The 16,706-nt window shown below is 47.2% G+C and carries 21 protein-coding genes and 2 pseudogenes; 18 read left to right on the forward strand and 5 right to left on the reverse strand.

The annotated features are described in order from the left end of the window. Window positions 1-472 precede the first annotated feature (472 nt). The 8 genes and pseudogenes from J4377_RS07135 to J4377_RS18895 all read left to right on the forward strand — a co-directional run bounded on the left by J4377_RS07135 (window position 473) and on the right by J4377_RS18895 (window position 6,817). The gene (locus tag J4377_RS07135; RefSeq protein ID WP_253487700.1) at window positions 473-967 is read left to right on the forward strand and encodes a nucleotidyltransferase; all 495 of its coding nucleotides are present in this window, start codon (window positions 473-475) and stop codon (window positions 965-967) included. A gap of 85 nt (window positions 968-1,052) precedes the next feature. Beyond that, window positions 1,053-1,484, forward strand: a complete 432-nt coding sequence (locus J4377_RS07140; RefSeq protein WP_253487702.1) for a GNAT family N-acetyltransferase — start codon at window positions 1,053-1,055, stop codon at window positions 1,482-1,484. Window positions 1,485-1,697: 213 nt separating this feature from the next. Further along, entirely contained in the window at window positions 1,698-2,207 is a 510-nt protein-coding gene (locus J4377_RS07145; protein WP_253487704.1) for a GNAT family N-acetyltransferase, read from the forward strand. Window positions 2,208-2,412: 205 nt separating this feature from the next. Continuing rightward, on the forward strand, window positions 2,413-2,739 hold the full coding sequence (locus tag J4377_RS07150) for a hypothetical protein (RefSeq protein WP_253487706.1): 327 nt from the start codon (window positions 2,413-2,415) through the stop codon (window positions 2,737-2,739). A gap of 97 nt (window positions 2,740-2,836) precedes the next feature. After that, on the forward strand, window positions 2,837-3,412 hold the full coding sequence (locus tag J4377_RS07155; RefSeq protein WP_253487708.1) for a GNAT family N-acetyltransferase: 576 nt from the start codon (window positions 2,837-2,839) through the stop codon (window positions 3,410-3,412). A gap of 205 nt (window positions 3,413-3,617) precedes the next feature. Next, window positions 3,618-3,944, forward strand: a complete 327-nt coding sequence (locus J4377_RS07160) for a hypothetical protein (protein ID WP_253487706.1) — start codon at window positions 3,618-3,620, stop codon at window positions 3,942-3,944. A gap of 97 nt (window positions 3,945-4,041) precedes the next feature. Then, a pseudogene (locus J4377_RS07165) lies at window positions 4,042-4,284 on the forward strand (transposase); the annotation flags it as partial. A 247-nt stretch (window positions 4,285-4,531) separates the two neighbouring features. Beyond that, window positions 4,532-6,817 (forward strand): annotated as a pseudogene (locus J4377_RS18895) (IS3 family transposase). On the opposite strand, the gene J4377_RS07180 reads toward J4377_RS18895, so the two are convergent. After that, window positions 6,795-6,980, reverse strand: a complete 186-nt coding sequence (locus J4377_RS07180; RefSeq protein WP_253487710.1) for a hypothetical protein — start codon at window positions 6,978-6,980, stop codon at window positions 6,795-6,797. The pseudogene J4377_RS18895 and the gene J4377_RS07180 overlap by 23 nt on opposite strands. A 560-nt stretch (window positions 6,981-7,540) precedes the next feature. Between J4377_RS07180 and J4377_RS07185 the strand changes: the two genes are divergently transcribed. From J4377_RS07185 to J4377_RS07195, 3 genes are all read left to right on the forward strand, one after another. Further along, entirely contained in the window at window positions 7,541-7,978 is a 438-nt protein-coding gene (locus tag J4377_RS07185; RefSeq protein WP_253487712.1) for a hypothetical protein, read from the forward strand. Next, window positions 7,918-8,976, forward strand: a complete 1,059-nt coding sequence (locus J4377_RS07190) for an acyl-CoA thioester hydrolase/BAAT C-terminal domain-containing protein (protein ID WP_253487713.1) — start codon at window positions 7,918-7,920, stop codon at window positions 8,974-8,976. The genes J4377_RS07185 and J4377_RS07190 overlap by 61 nt, the downstream gene beginning before the upstream one ends. A 222-nt stretch (window positions 8,977-9,198) precedes the next feature. Continuing rightward, the gene (locus J4377_RS07195; RefSeq protein WP_125747185.1) at window positions 9,199-9,528 is read left to right on the forward strand and encodes a DHCW motif cupin fold protein; all 330 of its coding nucleotides are present in this window, start codon (window positions 9,199-9,201) and stop codon (window positions 9,526-9,528) included. Between the two features lie 224 nt (window positions 9,529-9,752). On the opposite strand, the gene rlmF is transcribed toward J4377_RS07195, so the two are convergent. After that, window positions 9,753-10,697, reverse strand: a complete 945-nt coding sequence (rlmF, locus tag J4377_RS07200) for a 23S rRNA (adenine(1618)-N(6))-methyltransferase RlmF (RefSeq protein ID WP_253487721.1) — start codon at window positions 10,695-10,697, stop codon at window positions 9,753-9,755. A 123-nt stretch (window positions 10,698-10,820) separates the two neighbouring features. Then, the gene (gene soxR / locus J4377_RS07205; RefSeq protein WP_095604223.1) at window positions 10,821-11,297 is read right to left on the reverse strand and encodes a redox-sensitive transcriptional activator SoxR; all 477 of its coding nucleotides are present in this window, start codon (window positions 11,295-11,297) and stop codon (window positions 10,821-10,823) included. Between the two features lie 103 nt (window positions 11,298-11,400). On the opposite strand from soxR, the gene J4377_RS07210 reads away from it, so the two are divergent. The 7 genes from J4377_RS07210 to J4377_RS07240 all read left to right on the forward strand — a co-directional run bounded on the left by J4377_RS07210 (window position 11,401) and on the right by J4377_RS07240 (window position 15,823). Beyond that, window positions 11,401-11,844, forward strand: a complete 444-nt coding sequence (locus tag J4377_RS07210) for a VOC family protein (RefSeq protein ID WP_253487722.1) — start codon at window positions 11,401-11,403, stop codon at window positions 11,842-11,844. Window positions 11,845-12,003: 159 nt separating this feature from the next. Beyond that, window positions 12,004-12,429: an N-acetyltransferase gene (locus J4377_RS07215; RefSeq protein ID WP_198349784.1), complete on the forward strand. Its 426-nt coding sequence runs from the start codon at window positions 12,004-12,006 to the stop codon at window positions 12,427-12,429. A gap of 46 nt (window positions 12,430-12,475) precedes the next feature. Further along, on the forward strand, window positions 12,476-13,021 hold the full coding sequence (locus J4377_RS07220; protein WP_253487724.1) for a nucleotidyltransferase family protein: 546 nt from the start codon (window positions 12,476-12,478) through the stop codon (window positions 13,019-13,021). Between the two features lie 115 nt (window positions 13,022-13,136). After that, window positions 13,137-13,715, forward strand: a complete 579-nt coding sequence (locus tag J4377_RS07225; RefSeq protein ID WP_253487726.1) for a DJ-1/PfpI family protein — start codon at window positions 13,137-13,139, stop codon at window positions 13,713-13,715. Between the two features lie 136 nt (window positions 13,716-13,851). Beyond that, window positions 13,852-14,631: an alpha/beta fold hydrolase gene (locus J4377_RS07230; RefSeq protein WP_231658407.1), complete on the forward strand. Its 780-nt coding sequence runs from the start codon at window positions 13,852-13,854 to the stop codon at window positions 14,629-14,631. Window positions 14,632-14,646: 15 nt separating this feature from the next. Beyond that, complete coding sequence (locus tag J4377_RS07235; RefSeq protein ID WP_253487728.1) at window positions 14,647-15,204, forward strand: dihydrofolate reductase family protein; 558 nt, start codon at window positions 14,647-14,649, stop codon at window positions 15,202-15,204. A 64-nt stretch (window positions 15,205-15,268) separates the two neighbouring features. Then, a complete protein-coding gene (locus tag J4377_RS07240) occupies window positions 15,269-15,823 on the forward strand; it encodes a GNAT family N-acetyltransferase (protein ID WP_253487730.1) in 555 nt (184 codons plus the stop codon). A 125-nt stretch (window positions 15,824-15,948) separates the two neighbouring features. On the opposite strand, the gene J4377_RS07245 is transcribed toward J4377_RS07240, so the two are convergent. Both J4377_RS07245 and J4377_RS07250 read right to left on the reverse strand, forming a co-directional pair. After that, window positions 15,949-16,158 carry a YrhK family protein gene (locus tag J4377_RS07245; RefSeq protein WP_253487732.1) on the reverse strand — a complete coding sequence of 70 codons (210 nt, stop codon included), beginning with the start codon at window positions 16,156-16,158 and terminating at the stop codon, window positions 15,949-15,951. A gap of 45 nt (window positions 16,159-16,203) precedes the next feature. Further along, a complete protein-coding gene (locus J4377_RS07250) occupies window positions 16,204-16,662 on the reverse strand; it encodes a carboxymuconolactone decarboxylase family protein (protein WP_253487734.1) in 459 nt (152 codons plus the stop codon). Window positions 16,663-16,706 lie beyond the last annotated feature (44 nt).

The raw sequence follows: 16,706 nt of genomic DNA on the forward strand, positions 1-16,706 counted from the left end.
GAAAATAAAAGATGATGCAGTATAGCGTAAAAGCAGCCGTTCATTACTCGAATAGAACAATTAGCGTAATTGTTCGGAATGGCGCAGTTTATGACCAAAGGGCAGAGATTAACTGAATGAATAGTAGGTGATTTTTTGCAGTATGTTTTGTTTTTTATGATCTTTTAAAATTCCGAACACGGTGCGTTTGAATTATTATTAGTGTTTATTAAGTAGATTAGCTTTTACTAAGCAGCCGACCATAGCAGCGGAGTCGCTTTAAGCCACGCATATTTTCGAGCCACAATTGCGGGTGCGCTGCGCTTACCACGCACTACAAAATCAAACGATGGCACGTTTGTGCGCGGCGTAACGCTTGGCGAGAAGCGAGCCATAAGGCACCCGCGATGGCAGCGCTGCGCATTCAATTAATATCTGATCGTGTGGTCTATTCAGTTAAGGTTGAAGGAGGGTATGTGAAAAAGGAGGAGACGTGCATCATTTAGCAGCTCAATGGATTGTGGGGTTACTGAGAGAAAGGAGTATTCCTTTTCTGATCTGCGGGGGGCTCGCAGCAAAGGGGTATGGCTCTGAGCGTGACCTTAATGACATCGACCTATTTGTCCCCGGCGAGCACTTTGCGTCAGTGGTTCAGGCCGGTCAGCAGTTTATATCCAAAGCTGCCGCTCACCGCCAGGAGGAAGGCTGGGATCTAACCTACGTTCAGTTCAAGTATGAAGGTATTAAAGTGGAGGTAGGTAACGCTGACGGCTCGCAAATTTTCGATGCAAGTCACGGAATCTGGGTGCCGCTCAACATAGATTTTTCTCGCTATCTGACCGTACATTTACTGGGTCTTGAGCTTCCTCTTATGCTTAAGGACGATCTGGTGCGGTATAAATCTACACTCGCACGGCCGGTGGATATCGAAGATATCTGCGCCATCCGGGAGAACGAGGAGCCAGGCAATTCACCGAGTGACGGGTGAGGGTGTTCGAGGGGAGAGAGGGATAAAAATAGTCACTAGAGAAATGCGTCTGCACATGAATTTAAGTCAATAGTAGAGAAATACGATGATTGTAGAAAGTGTGCTTCCTGAAAATTATGCAGAAATGCTTAATGTTTGGGAAGAGTCAGTCCGAGCAACGCATGACTTCATATCAGAAGAAGATATTGAGTTTTTTAAACCAATTATCATTGAGCAGGCTTTTCCCGCTGTTACATTGAAGTGCGTTAAAGGTGAAAGTGGTTCAATTCTAGGTTTTTTGGGTGCCCAAAATTCAAAGGTTGAAATGCTATTCATCTTGAATGAAGCGCGAGGGAAAGGCATTGGTAAGGCACTACTGAAATATGCAATTGATCAGTTAGGTGCAACCAACGTGGACGTCAATGAACAAAATCCACAGGCTGTTGGTTTTTACGAGCATATGGGGTTCAAGGTAGTTTCACGCTCACCCCTTGATGATATGGGAAAACCCTTTCCAATTCTGCATATGACACTTTAAGGCTCGATTTGTGGTAACCAAGCTTGCTAGAAGAAACGCCCGAGGCTAATAACTTTGGGCGTTTCCGTATGGGGTAAGAAAACCTCAGAACAGCGTGTTCGAGGTAGATTCGCAACGCTTGGCGGTTTTTTGGTTTCAGTCAGCTGTATAATGGTGGTCGTGTTGCTCACTGCTTGAAGCGGCATTAGGGCGCACTTATAACTTGAGGATTGTATGAATATTGAAACTCAGAACCTTATCATACGGCCATTCTTGTTTAGTGACGTGGAAGATGTTTTTGAATATATGTCTGACGCCGAAGCTACTCATTATTTGGCTGAAGGTGTAATGTCAAAAGAGGCGGTTAAATCATTTGTTAATGAAACTGAAAAGGCCTTCGCGATATACCATAAACAGGAAAAAAGGTTGGTTGGTCATATTGAGTTTTATGCTTGGTTTGGAGATCATACCTATGAAGTCGGCTGGATCGTTAATCCCAAGTACCAAAAGCAAGGCATTGCTTATGAAGCGGCTTGTTGTGTGCTAAACCATGGTTTCACTAAACTTGGCCTTCACCGTGTGGTGGCGACTGCCCAGCCAGAAAATCCGGCTTCATATCTTTTGATGGAAAAACTGGGCATGGTTAGGGAAGGTTATTTTAGGCAATGCATTCCGAAAGGTGAGGGAGTATGGTGGGATGAATATTTCTATTCTATGCTCGATTCAGATTATAGATATTCCTAATCTCCTTGCTCTAATAAGGCGTTTAGAAGTTCATTATCAATGCTTGGCGTTTTAGTTTTGAATTGGCTTAAGTGGTTACGGCACAATGATCTAGCTAAAATGGTAGGTTGTTCACATCTTAACGTGGCCTTAGCTACTTGAGAGAAGAGCTGTTTGAAAGTAGAGCTGCTTAAAAGAAGATCTGTTTGAAAGAAGGAGAGTGCTAATGAAAAACAGTGTCGAAAATACGGAACAGTTGGCCGCTGTAAATCAGAAAGTCGTTAGCGGTGGGGAAGTGCTTCCTTCCGTTCATCTCAAAGATGGCAGTAAGGTTCAGACGGGAACGGTTGCAACGATGCTATATAACATTAATCTTTATAACGCTGGCGAGCGAGGCCAAGTAGAAAAAGAGCTTGAACTTGCCGTTCCAACGCTTGTGAAGGTTGGCCTGTTTGATCTTTTTCCTGTTGAGAACTGGATAGCGGGTGATAATCCCGGTCGACGCTTTGTAGGTGAATGCGCAAAAGCGTATTTAGCACGTGCTGGCAGCTAATATGGGCGTTTGCCGTAAGCTGCAGGTTTGAGGGGTGAATCGCCCCAGGTTTCATAGACACCTCCAGGCCCTATACTAAAGGTATCTAGGAGGAACCATGAGCCATCCCCGCTACACTGAAGAATTCAAAATCGAAGCCGTCAAACAAGTGGTAGAGCGCGGCCATCGCGTGGCCGAGGTCGCTGAGCGGCTAGGCGTGTCAGGTCACAGCCTGTACAACTGGATTAAGCGATACGATAAGCCGGTAGAACAACGGCAAGAGGATGATGATCTCCAAGCTGAAAACCGTCGTTTGAAGGCCGAACTCAAACGCGTATTAGAAGAGCGAGACATATTAAAAAAACAGGAAAAAAGGTTGGTTGGTCATATTGAGTTTTATGCTTGGTTTGGAGATCATACCTATGAAATCGGCTGGATCGTTAATCCCAAGTACCAAAAGCAAGGCATTGCTTATGAAGCGGCTTCTTGTGTGCTAAACCATGGTTTCACTAAACTTGGCCTTCACCGTGTAGTGGCGACTGCCCAACCAGAAAATCCGGCTTCATATCTTTTGATGGAAAAACTGGGCATGGTTAGGGAAGGTTATTTTAGGCAATGCATTCCGAAAGGTGAGGGAGTATGGTGGGATGAATATTTCTATTCTATGCTCGATTCAGATTATAGAGATTCCTAATCTCCTTGCTCTAATAAGGCGTTTAGAAGTTCATTATCAATGCTTGGCGTTTTAGTTTTGAATTGGCTTAAGTGGTTACGGCACAATGATCTAGCTAAAATGGTAGGTTGTTCACATCTTAACGTGGCCTTAGCTACTTGAGAGAAGAGCTGTTTGAAAGTAGAGCTGCTTAAAAGAAGATCTGTTTGAAAGAAGGAGAGTGCTAATGAAAAACAGTGTCGAAAATACGGAACAGTTGGCCGCTGTAAATCAGAAAGTCGTTAGCGGTGGGGAAGTGCTTCCTTCCGTTCATCTCAAAGATGGCAGTAAGGTTCAGACGGGAACGGTTGCAACGATGCTATATAACATTAATCTTTATAACGCTGGCGAGCGAGGCCAAGTAGAAAAAGAGCTTGAACTTGCCGTTCCAACGCTTGTGAAGGTTGGCCTGTTTGATCTTTTTCCTGTTGAGAACTGGATAGCGGGTGATAATCCCGGTCGACGCTTTGTAGGTGAATGCGCAAAAGCGTATTTAGCACGTGCTGGCAGCTAATATGGGCGTTTGCCGTAAGCTGCAGGTTTGAGGGGTGAATCGCCCCAGGTTTCATAGACACCTCCAGGCCCTATACTAAAGGTATCTAGGAGGAACCATGAGCCATCCCCGCTACACTGAAGAATTCAAAATCGAAGCCGTCAAACAAGTGGTAGAGCGCGGCCATCGCGTGGCCGAGGTCGCTGAGCGGCTAGGCGTGTCAGGTCACAGCCTGTACAACTGGATTAAGCGATACGATAAGCCGGTAGAACAACGGCAAGAGGATGATGATCTCCAAGCTGAAAACCGTCGTTTGAAGGCCGAACTCAAACGCGTATTAGAAGAGCGAGACATATTAAAAAACCGTTATGGGTTGGCACCCGCTTGTAGGTACAGAAACCCGACGGCGCACTATACTCAGCTTGGGTGCCAGGGGCGCAGCCGTTGGCTTTTTGGTGGTCGACCCCGTTAAAAAACGTGGCTCGGGTGGCGTTCTGGACTTGAAAGTGGCGACACCGTTTGAGGTGATCCCGGTTAGGAAGGTAGATGTTATCAACGCCACCTCCTCTGGTCCTTCCGTCATTTACGGTTGCTGAGGAGATGCTGTCATGGCTCGTCAATCCTCCCGTTCCACGCATCAACGGGACAAGCTACAAGTCGTCCACCCTAATGCCGCAGCGATAGATATTGGTTCACGTTTTCATGTTGTAGCGATCCCCCCTGATCGGGATCCGCAACCGGTACGACGTTTTGATACCTTTACGGGCGATTTGCGTCGCCTAGCTGATTGGTTAGCGGAAAAGAACATCGTGACCATCGCAATGGAATCGACAGGGGTGTATTGGATCCCCGTTTACGAACTCTTGGAAGAACGCGGTTTTGACGTGATTTTGGTCAATGCCCGTGAGGCCAAGAATGTCCCAGGGCGTAAGACAGATATCAACGATGCTCAGTGGCTGCAACGCTTGCATTCCTATGGCCTGCTACGTGGCAGCTTTCGTCCGACTCAAGAGCTTGCCAGTCTACGAGCGTTACTACGCCAGCGGGAACGGTTACTGGAATATTGTGCCTCTCATATTCAGCATATGCAGAAAGCATTGATGGAGATGAACTTGCAACTTCATCATGTTGTGTCCGATATCACCGGTAAAACAGGGATGCGGATTCTGCGCGCTATTGCCCAGGGGCAGCATGACTCCGTTGTACTAGCCTCCTTTCGTGATCCGCGCTGTAAAGCCAGCGAGGAAACAATTCGTCAAAGCTTGGAGGGCCACTACCGCGAGGAACATCTACTCGCACTGCGTCAGTCGCTCTCCTTGTACGACACCTACCATGAGCATGTCGCCGAATGCGATCAGTTTATTGAAGCGACTCTCAAACGGCTTTCACTTGCAACGCCAATGCCGGAAAGCTCGCTGCCTGCTGCTCGGCATCGGGATGCCAACCCTAATGCACCGGCATTCGATGTACGCAGTGCTCTATTTCAGGTGCTGGGCATTGACCTAACCCAGATTCATGGCCTTGGACCCTACTTGGTACTCAAGCTAATTAGCGAGTGTGGCACCGATATGAGTCGCTGGCCCACGGTCAAGCACTTTACCTCTTGGCTAGCGTTGTCACCGGGAAGCAAGATTTCTGGTGGCAAAGTGCTATCGTCAAGAACCCGACGAACCAAGAATCGAGCAGCTGCCTTGCTGCGTCTGGCGGCTACCACGATTGGGCGCTCTCAAACAGGCCTTGGTGCTTTTTACCGCCGATTGGCGAGTCGCCTAGGCAAGGCCAAAGCTGTCACTGCGACAGCAAGGAAAATTGCCGTTTTATTCTACAACGTCCTGCGCTACGGCTGGGTTTATCAAGACCCTGGTGCTGACTACTATGAGGAACGTTACCATCAACGTATTGTTCGCAACTTACAACGCCGTGCGCAATCATTAGGCTTTGAATTGGCCCCCATAGCAGACCCCAGACAGCGGGTTTCTTAGGAAGGCCACCGCGTACTTCGCCAGGGAGTCCGACTGAGGTACGCGTTTATTCAAAATTATTCGAGCCAATATTCGGTACGTCGCTTGTGTCAGATGATGGCAGTGCACCCCAGCGGTTACTACGCATGGTGTAAAAAAGCGCTCTCTAATCGAGCGCGGGAAGATGAGCGCTTGCTGGGATTGATCAAGCACTCCTGGCTTGAAAGCGGCGGTGTATATGGCTATCGCAAGGTCTACCAGGACTTGCGTGAAGCTGGCGAAGCTTGTGGGAAGCACCGTGTGGCGCGTCTTATGAATAGGGAAGGTTTACGCTCTCAGACGGGCTATCGACGACGCCCTGGCGGCTATGGCGATGGGAAACCGGCTGCCGTATCCCCTAACCATTTAGACCGTCAGTTTGAAGTAACAGCGCCAAATATTGCTTGGGTGACGGACATCACGTACATCCGCACTTACGAAGGCTGGCTTTACCTATCGGTAGTTATCGACCTGTTTTCCCGTCAAGTGATTGGCTGGTCGATGAAGTCACGCATGACTACGGAGTTGGCACTGGATGCTTTGTTATCAGCAGTCTGGCGACGCAAGCCACAAGGAACGGTGATGGTGCATTCGGATCAAGGGAGCCAGTTTAGCAGTGGAGACTGGCAAAGCTTTCTGAAAGCGAATTGCTTGGTAGGCAGTATGAGCCGACGTGGTAACTGTCATGACAACGCCGTTGCTGAAAGCTTCTTTCAACTTCTCAAGCGGGAGCGAATCAAGCGACAGATTTATTCAACACGCGAAGCGGCTAGACGTGACGTGTTCAATTACATTGAAATGTTTTACAACCCAAAGCGCCGACACGGCACAAGTGATAACTTGTCACCGGTTGATTATGAAAGGCGTTACTTTAAGAGCCTAACGGGTGTCTAAAATATCCGGGGCGATTCACACTACCACAGCCGAAATCAAGAATAGAGAGCCCGCTAATATCTCCTAGAGCTTCAATAGTGGAGGGTATCTCGCAGTACTTTCGAAATGGCCATTCGGCCATTTTTTCATATAAGGCGGCAAGCTCATCAAATTGTTGTGACATTTATCTACTCCCTACGCATGGACACCTGAAGGTTCACTTTATTTAACATAGCAATAACCTTAAAATTTGATGTTTTTTTTCTTTGCGTATTGTAATTTTTTAATTCGATTGACTAATAATTCTTAAGTGAGACTCTTAACTTACTAATAGTTGTTTGGGTCAACCGCGACGTCGGCTCGTAGTGGCACTTATCAGTTTAGGCTTTAATTCGTACTATGAAGGGGTTAGCTTGGCTAGAGACAACTGTAGGGAGTCCTTGCGCTGTTCTCTGGCTAGCTAGAAAAGCCGATGAGGGTTAGCAGTGCAGTGTTATGAGTCAACTAATATCGAGTGTATAGACAAAATCGAGTGTGCAGCGAGGGAATAGAATTAAAAACTAATTATTCTGGAAATGTGCGCAAAATTTACCATAAACTGTATTGCTAATGGTCGATAAGAGCTGGCTTGGGAGGCAGTGTCGCGCGTTGTTCAGCTTAGAGAAAGTATGTGCAGTGCAGAGTCTAACGGAACATGGGGCTAGGGTGTAAAGGCAGTAGTCATGAACAATGGAGACATATTTTGTGAGTTTTGAACTATTAATCGTTGCTGGCTCATTGAGCTTTTTAGCAGCGGCGCTGCATGTCGGTGTCGTCATTGGTGGCCCAGACTGGTATCGTTTTTTTGGTGCAGGGGAAGCAATGGCACTAATGGCTGAGAAGCGCTCTTTGCGGCCAACAGTCATAACACTTGGGATTGCCTCAGTTTTAATTATTTGGGGCTGTTATGCGTGGTCTGGCGCGGGACTGTTACCTAGCATGCCTTTTTTAAAATTAGCCTTGTGCGCAATAACAACTATTTATTTACTTCGAGGCTTAGGCGGCTTAATTGCTCCATTTATCACTAATCACCCTCAGATAAAGCAAAATAGCACCGCTTTTTGGCTATGGAGCTCGGTTATTTGCTTAGTTTTTGGTTCAATTCACTTAGTTGGCGTGGTTTTAAAATGGTCAATCTTATAAAAATACATAACCAGCGGATGCATCGGGTATTAGCAAAAAGAAAGAAGTATTTTACGGCTACATTTGTCGTAGGTTGTTTCTTCTTCGGGCTTACAAGTGCTGTGGCAAATGAAAACGATGCTGTCTCATCACTTAAAAGAGCGGATGGCAGCGTCATTGACTATTATCTAGAAGTTGCATCCGATAACCTTTCATCAGATACGCTTCTAGTATCTTTCCAAGGGTCTGACTGTAATAGTGTCAAGCATAACAATCTTATCAGAGAGCTGTCTCACGCTGCTTGGCCAGCGGCGGATTTATTGCTGATTGAAAAGCCGGGAATCACATCTGATTTGCCTCGCGATACAAATGCAGAGAGACCCGATTGTCCCGCTTATTACCTAGAGAACGATAGGCCAGAGCAACGAGTTCAGGATGCCAATACGGTAGTATCTGACATGGTAAGCGATGGCAGCTACAAAAATGTCATTGCTCTGGGAGGAAGCGAAGGAGCCGTGGTTGCCGCTTTGTATGCAGCCGAGTACGACACGGCAGACGCGGTCATTATGATTAATGGGGGCGGTCGATGGTTTATTGATGATGTGAACCATAACATTAAGTTGACCGAGCCAGAAAGCGCGGTGGTATCCGCAATAGAGGGGTTCAACGGCTTTGCAGAGCATATCCTAAGCAGCAACGAAAGGTTGGATATAGACGTCAGTAACCATGGATACGCATGGTGGCGAAGCATGCTTTCGATTGATCAAGAATCTGTTTTGAGCCGTGTAGAGATACCCGCATTAATTGTGCAGGGCGGGAGCGATGAGTCTGTTTCACCTGAGGCAGTCGCTGAGTTAGTCGAAAATCTTCACGACTTAGGTAAATTCAATATCGAGCTGATGGCCTACCCCGAGATGGATCATAGTTTATCTGACCAAGATGGCCGACCCATGACCCAAGACGTCGCTGAGTCCATACGTGGATGGCTGATCAATACATCTGACCGCTGGCGCGACTGATGATTCGTAGGCAATGCATAAAATTGGAAATCACAAATGTGTATCTATAGCCGGAGCTGACAAAGTTCATCAATAGTGAGGCACCGAAGGATTGGCTAAGAAAAATTCCTTGGCTGATAGAGCGGTGATCTGAGTTAATCGCAGAGAGCCGCTTTGCTTTAGTTCGATACCAACTAGGCCCACGCTGGAATAATTGCTGTTATCTACTTATGGAGATGCCGTTTGAACATTACAGATTTACCTTTTGGGGTCACAGATTGGTCTGAAGTTAAGCCGACGGAGCATTCCGGAGAAAGTGGCGTTGCTTATTGGAAGACCCAAAATTTTGGGGATATTCGGGTGCGTATGGTTGAATATAGCCCTGGCTATCTGGCGGATCATTGGTGTGCTAAAGGCCACATATTGCTCTGCCTTGAAGGTGAACTTCATACTGAACTCGACGATGGACGCTGCTTTGTTCTCACGCCTGGTTCGAGCTACCAAGTTGCCGATAATGCCGAACTTCATCGCTCTTCGACAAAGCAAGGGGCTAAATTGTTTGTCGTTGATTAGTAGCATAGGCCTGAGGAAGCACGGCGATTGCGGCTTAATTGTCGTGCACCTTCAAGGAGATTTGCCAGGATGTGTTCGAGGCGCTAAGTCATACTGTCTTCAGGTGTCGCTAACGCATCCTAACTTGAATCGCCCATACGACACCAAACCATCAAATTCGTATTGGTTTGGTGTTTAGTACCGACTACCGCAGGCTGCCTACAAACATAAATCGCCTGGGCGGCTTAGATGAATGTCCAGGCCAATACTCTCGTAATCTTGCTTCCCTGCTTCATCTCTATTTCCCGTATATCAACTGCACCGAGCTTACCAATCAACTTCTTGGCAGGCTTAACATTGTCAGTTTTTGAAACTAGGCTAGTAAACCAGCGGCATTGAGTTGAATACACCTTGCTTTCTTTTATTAGCTTTTTAAGAAACAGCTGTTCGCCCCCCTTACACCAAAGCTCAGCTCCTAACCCGCCAAAATTCAAAGTGGGAGATTGGTTTTTTGCCTTTTGTTCACCGCGACTACGAGCGAGGTTATTGAGTTTAAGCCGGCTACCTTTAAGTGCTTCATCAAGTGAAGCATGGAAAGGTGGGTTGCATACGCTGACATCAAAGAACTCCCCAGTTTGAATGATCCCTTCAAAAATGTGGTTTTTATCGTGCTGCGTGCGCAGCGTGAAGCGTTCTTTGAGTGTGGGGTTGTTGGCGATAATCGTGACTACGTTCTCAAGCGACTGCGGGTTAATATCGCTACCGACACACTGCCAACCATAAATTTGGCAGGCCAGTATTGGGTAGATTCCATTTGCTCCCGTGCCGATATCGAGCAGCTTGATACTGCGCTGTTCTAGCCCAGGCCCAATCTCCAGCAAGTCAGCCATGTAATGGATATAGTCAGCTCTGCCTGGGATTGGCGGGCAAAGCGCGCCCTCTGGAATATCCCAATCGACAATGTTGTAGTGCCGGTTTAATAGCGCAGCGTTGAGCGTTTTTACTGCCAATGGATCTGCGAAATCGATGGAAAGGTCGCCATGCGCGTTCGGTTTTACATGGGAGGCTAGTGCTGGGTGGCTTGTTACGAGAGCCGGGAAGTCATAGCCTTGGTTGTGTCGATTCCTCGGGTGCAGGCCTTTGCGAACAGGCCTAGCTTGGCTTTTTTCACTTCGATGGGGGATGCTCACAGTAATAGGCCCGAGGCTTGTAGTTCGATAGTAAAGTGGGTCTGGCTTAGCCAGTGATTATAATCTTAATGGTTATGATGTGCATGCTTGGCAGTTCGAGGGTAGCGAGAGGCCTCCGGTTCATTACACGTTTGGTTCTTGTCGGGTTCTGGCTTTCTGCTCTGCCTGATCCAGGAGTACAGGGCCGCTACCTGATTTAGCCAGTTTGTCGTCGGGGTTATAGAGCGGGCAACTAGTCATGCTTAGGCAGCCACAGCCGATACATCCCGCTAGGTTATCGCGCAGTTTTTGCAGGTAAGCAATTCGGCCATCAAGCATCTGCTGCCAGTTTTTCGAAAGCTGCTGCCAGTCTTCAACTGTTGGCGTGCGGTTATTCGGTAATGATTCAAAGGCCTGCTTTATTTCCTCCAGGCTGACGCCAACTCTCTGTGCTGCTTTTATCACCGAAATTCGCCTTAGCACTTCTGGTTTATAACGCCGCTGATTGCCTGCATTACGCCAGCTGTGGATCAGCCCTTGCTGCTCGTAAAAGTGCAGGGTGCTTACTTTAATGCCGCAGCGCTTGGCAACCTTGCCAACACTCCAAATTGCTTCTGCCATTACTCACCTCATATTTTTTTTGCCATTTTTTTCTACAAACCACTTTACCTCAACTTAAGTTGAGGTTTTACCCTGGCATCTCACTTAACGCAAGGAGTCTCTTATGTACTTAGAACACGTTAATCTGGTGGTTACTGATATGGATGCCATGTTGGATTTTTATCGGGCAGTTTTTCCACACTGGCGGGTGCGGGACGAAGGTCATGGCGAGTGGTATGGCAAACCGCGTAAATGGGTGAACTTTGGTGACGATGAAAATTACTTGGCGTTAAGCGATCACGGCGAAGGGGAGAACCGCGATTTGAAAGGTCACTCCGTTGGGCTGGCTCATTTTGCATATGTGGTCGATAACCTTGATGCCGTTGTCGCCAGGCTCAATAAAGTGGGCTATGCCATCGCCAAACCTGGCGCTATAGAGCCGTTTCGGAAAAATGTCTATTTTGTTGATCCGGCGGGTTTTGAAGTGGAGTTTGTCGAGTACCTGAGCGACATCCCAGCCGAGCGAAATTTAAACCGCGATGCTCAGCCAGACCGCCCTTGCGGATGAGTTACGCTTACCACGCAATAAAACACTGGCTAATTCAATCAATAGCTAAATCGTAGCGCGGGGTAGCGCAGGAGGAGGAATAAGTCAGAAGGAACCCAAGAATAGCGAATAAAAACAAGCTATTGTATGCTCATCTGACCATCAATAAGGAACATTTAGATGATTCGTAAATGCCGAGAGACGGATATTGACCAGATTTTGGAGATCTGGCTTTCAGCATCGATTAAAGCGCACGCTTTTGTTGAAGCGGAGTTTTGGGCGTCAAAGGTTAACGAAATGCGCGATGTTTATATCCCTGCCTCGGAAACTTTTGTGTTTGAGTCTGACAATCAGATTGCTGGCTTCTACAGTTTATACGGAAATACACTGGCTGCCGTTTTTGTGTCGCCAAGCTTGCAGGGGCGAGGTGTGGGAGCAGCTATGCTTGATGATGCCAAGAGTAGAAGGGAGTGCTTGCAACTATCGGTCTACCAGGAAAATACTCCAAGTATCAACTTTTATAAAAAGCAGGGGTTTATTTCATTAGGTGAGCAAGTTGATAAACAAACAGGCCATCCTGAGTTAGTCATGGAGTGTTATTGTTAAGTGGTCGCCTGCGGCTGCTTAAACAGGTCATAAGTAAGGTATAGAGATGGATCATGAAGCGCTGATCAAGCAATGGATAATGAGTGATCCTGATCGCATGGAGGCGCTGACTATAGCGGCTGCACAGAAGTTGCCGGGTTGGTGTCTCGCTGCTGGGTTCGTTAGAAATTTGGTGTGGGACAAGCTGCATGGCTTTGCAGCGAGTACGCCATTGAACGACATTGATTTAATTTACTTCGATGCGAACGACGTAAGTGATTTTCGTGATCGTGAGATTCAGCAAAGGTTAATGGGTGTCTCAACCTTTCCCTGGTCAGTAAAGAACCAAGCAAGAATGCACGCGCGCAATGGCGATTATCCGTATACGTCAACCGAAGATGCCATGAGTTTCTGGGTAGAAGTAGAAACTGCTGTAGGCGCTGCGTTGGATGATAGCGGAGAGGTAATAATTGTGGCTCCTTTTGGCGTTGAGCCACTGTTTGGCTACACCATTACATTAAATTCAAAACGGCCAAAACGAACGGATTTTGAAGCTCGGGTATACAACAAGCGGTGGCTTCAAACTTGGCCAAAGTTGGTAGTAAATGTTTAACACCAGCTAATTTAATGAGTGTTGAACTGTGCGCGTTGTAACGCATGGTGAGCAGTGGTGGCTTTACTCTTAACTGTTGGCAAATAGCAGACTTAGATTCTAAGGACGTCCTCAAATGAACATTGGCATCTATATCTATGACCAGGCAGAAGTACTCGATTTCTCGGGCCCTTTTGAAGTTTTTACCACGGCCAGCCGCGTCAGTGATGAAGACGCGCCGTTTTCAGTGTTTTTAATTGCTGAAAAAGACGGCCCAGTAACTGCCCGGGCGGGATACCAGGTGTTGCCAAATGCCACCATCGATAATCACCCGCCTATCGATGTATTGATTATTGTCGGTGGTGTGCACACGGGTGAAATGGCAAACGAAAAGGTAAAGGCCTGGATTGCACATCAAGCAGCCATAGTGCAGCAGGTGGCCACAGTGTGTACCGGCATCTTCTTAGTTGCTAATGCTCAGCCTAGCCTGAAAGGCAGAGTAACTACTCACTGGGACGACCAACGTGATTTACAAGCTCAGTTTCCGCAGCTTGATGTGGTGGAGGACGTGCGCTGGGTAGACGATGGCGGTGTCATTAGTTCAGGTGGCATCTCTGCGGGGATCGATATGTGCTTACACTTGGTCGCCAAGTTACGCAGCCCCGAGCTTGCGGAGAAAACAGCGCGACAAATGGAATATCGCTGGAATCGCTAGGATTACGCTTTCTGCATGCAGGTCACAGTGATTGCCACCCGAATGTTATTGCAATCTGTGGTGGTGCTGTTTTGTTCTCAATCCCGTGCTAGTTGGAGTACAGGGGAAGCTTGCTACCGAATTAGGAATGACTGTAATGGACTATTTTCAAGAGGGAACCGGTGAATACTTAGTACTGGTTCATGGGGCGCTCACCGATGGTGCTATGTGGCTTCCTCATATTGAATACCTGAAAGGTGACTATGAGGTGGTTTCTGTTACTTTGAGGCACTTTGGTAAACCTTGCTCAGGTGGTTTTGGCCTCAACACGCATGCCAATGATTTAGCTGAACTACTGTCGAGCTTGGCGAAAGATAAACCCATTAATATTGTTGGTTGGTCTTACGGGGCGGATGTCATCATTAATATGCTGGTGACACATGACTTAGCGTTGTCCAACGTGTTCCTGTACGAGCCTGGTTATCCAGGCTGTTTACAAGGAGAGAAAATGGATGCTTGGCAGTCGGATGCCAACGCCATGTTTAGTCCGGTTTTTGAAAATTTTCATGCTGGAAATATGCAATTAGCGGTTGAGCACCTAATTGACGGTTCAGGCAATAGAAAAGGTTATTTTTCTACTCAGGACGAAAGTATCCAAGCGTTGCAGATATCTAAAGCGTACACGTTAACCCATCAACTGAATCAACAAGAGCAGCCAGCCATAAACGCTGAGTTGGTCTCCAAAATCAGTGCTCCAATCGTTATAGGTTATGGGGCGGAAACGCGTGATATGTTTAGGCTTGTTGCCCAACAAACCGCTCATTTATTAGCCAACTCTGTGATTAACGAAGTTGCTGGCGAGGGGCATATGTTGCCCCAAGAAAGTCCCGAAAAGTTCTCTACACACATTAAGTTGGCACTTGGTCATGGTTTGTAAATTACGGGGATGTTTATGAAGTGTTCTGTCTATATAGCAACAAGTGCTGACGGATATATTGCGACCCCAGACGGGGGCGTTGACTGGCTTCATACCGCTGGCAACTTAGAGGCAGATATGCGTGAGAACCCAGACATGGGCTTTCAGAGATTTATTGACTCCGTTGATTGTATGGTGATGGGGCGTAAGTGCATGGACGTTATTTCGAGTATGAATTTAGCGCCTGACCAATGGCCCTATGGTGGCCTTCATATTGTCGTGCTTAGCCATTCAATCAGCGAGCCTCCTGAAAACCTGCAAGGCAAGCTAGAAATGTACGCTGGTGAGGTTCAGGACTTAATGTCTGACCTAGAAAGTAAAGGGTTTGAACATGCCTATATAGATGGTGGTTCAACCATAACCTCGTTTCTCAATCTTGGGCTTATTGATGAAATGACCATTACAAAAGCACCTATTCTTTTAGGTGGCGGTATAGCTCTTTTTGGAAGCCTTAACCAACAGATTAGGCTTGAAGAGGCCGAAGCGATCGCATTTCCAAACAATTTTATTCAAACGAAATACAAGGTAAGTTGATTTTCAAGGCTGCCTAAGCAGTACCTCAGCAACAGCGGCTTTGGGCATCGTGCACAAGGAGAAAATGGTGCAAATTTGTGAAACGGAGCGTCTGGTTATACGAACGTTGTCCTTAAACGATGTTCCCGAATTGACCAAGATCCTCAGTGATCCTGACGTCATGAAGCACTCGATCCGAGGCGTTTGTGATGAAGCCGCAACGCGGCGATTTATCGACTGGTGTTTGGAGTGCTATATATCTCACAGTGTTGGGCCGTGGGCTTTGATTGAGAAGGGAACAGATAAGCTTGTTGGCTTTTGCGGTGTTAGCCCCGAAGAGGTTAATAGTGTAGAAGAAATCGGGCTGGGTTATCGACTGGCTAAACAATACTGGGGCATGGGCTTGGCGACTGAAGCAGTGCAAGCGGTACTCAGTGTGGCATTTAGTCAAAAGCAACTCGCTTCCGTGGTGGTTATTATCGAGCCTGACAATGGTGCGTCGCTTAAGGTCGCAGAGAAGGCAGGGTTTAGTCAGTTTGACACTATCGAATTCCACGGTCGCCCAGTGAGGTTGTACCGGTTAGCGCCGCAGCAATGGTATGCATTACAAAGCAATGCTGTGAACGCGGCGAGCGTTTGATGGTTATGCCGAATACTGAGAACTGGAAGTGCTAGCGAGCATGCATAAGGAGGCTGGCCACATGGCCATTTATAAGCCGCTAGGTAGCTAAAACCCTAGCGGCTATAGAAGCGTCGGGTGTTGGCTCAACTAGACGTGCTTTTGCCCGTATTTTTAATACTCATTGCGTAAATAATAAACATGATGAGTGAACCCATCACAAAACACCATACGCCTACGGTTGCATAGAAAGCGCTGTCGGGTAGGAATAAAAGACTGCCAAAGAAAAAACATAAGCTGGATAAGAGACCCAGAATATTAGGTAGCTGTTGACGCTGTTTCGTCACACTGTTCATTTTATTTACCCATCTGAAATTTTATTGTCAAGTATCTAAGGTGGCTTAGATACGGATGTCCGGTGCAAACTGAAAGCCCACCGATATCCGATTCCAGCTGTTGATTTGAACAATAATGGCAGTTAGGTCAATTAGCCCCTGCTCACCAAAGGCAGTTAACGCGTTTTGATAGGTGTCGTCGCTGATGGAGGGCTGTTGGCTGATGAGTGTGAGTGCTTCGGCCCAGGCGAGTGCGGCGCGTTCTTGTGTGCTAAAGCAGGATGCTTCCCGCCAGGCAGGTAATACGTCTAGGCGAACCTGATGCTCGCCATCGTCTCTGGCCTCTTGGGAATGCATGTGTTGGCAAAAGCAGCAGTGATTAATTTGCGAAACACGCAGGTTGACTAAGTGAACGATGGTGCGATTAAGCGTTGAATCTACAGCAACATTGCCTAATGCAGTTAGGTGCTTAGCTAGGCGTGGGACAAGGCGATACACTGACTGCTGAGATAGACGAGTAGACATGTGAGTGACCTCGGTGAGTAAGTTGAGAGCTCAGCTTAACGTCG

This window comes from Halomonas sp. XH26, assembly GCF_024138895.1.
Lineage (GTDB): Bacteria > Pseudomonadota > Gammaproteobacteria > Pseudomonadales > Halomonadaceae > Vreelandella > Vreelandella alkaliphila.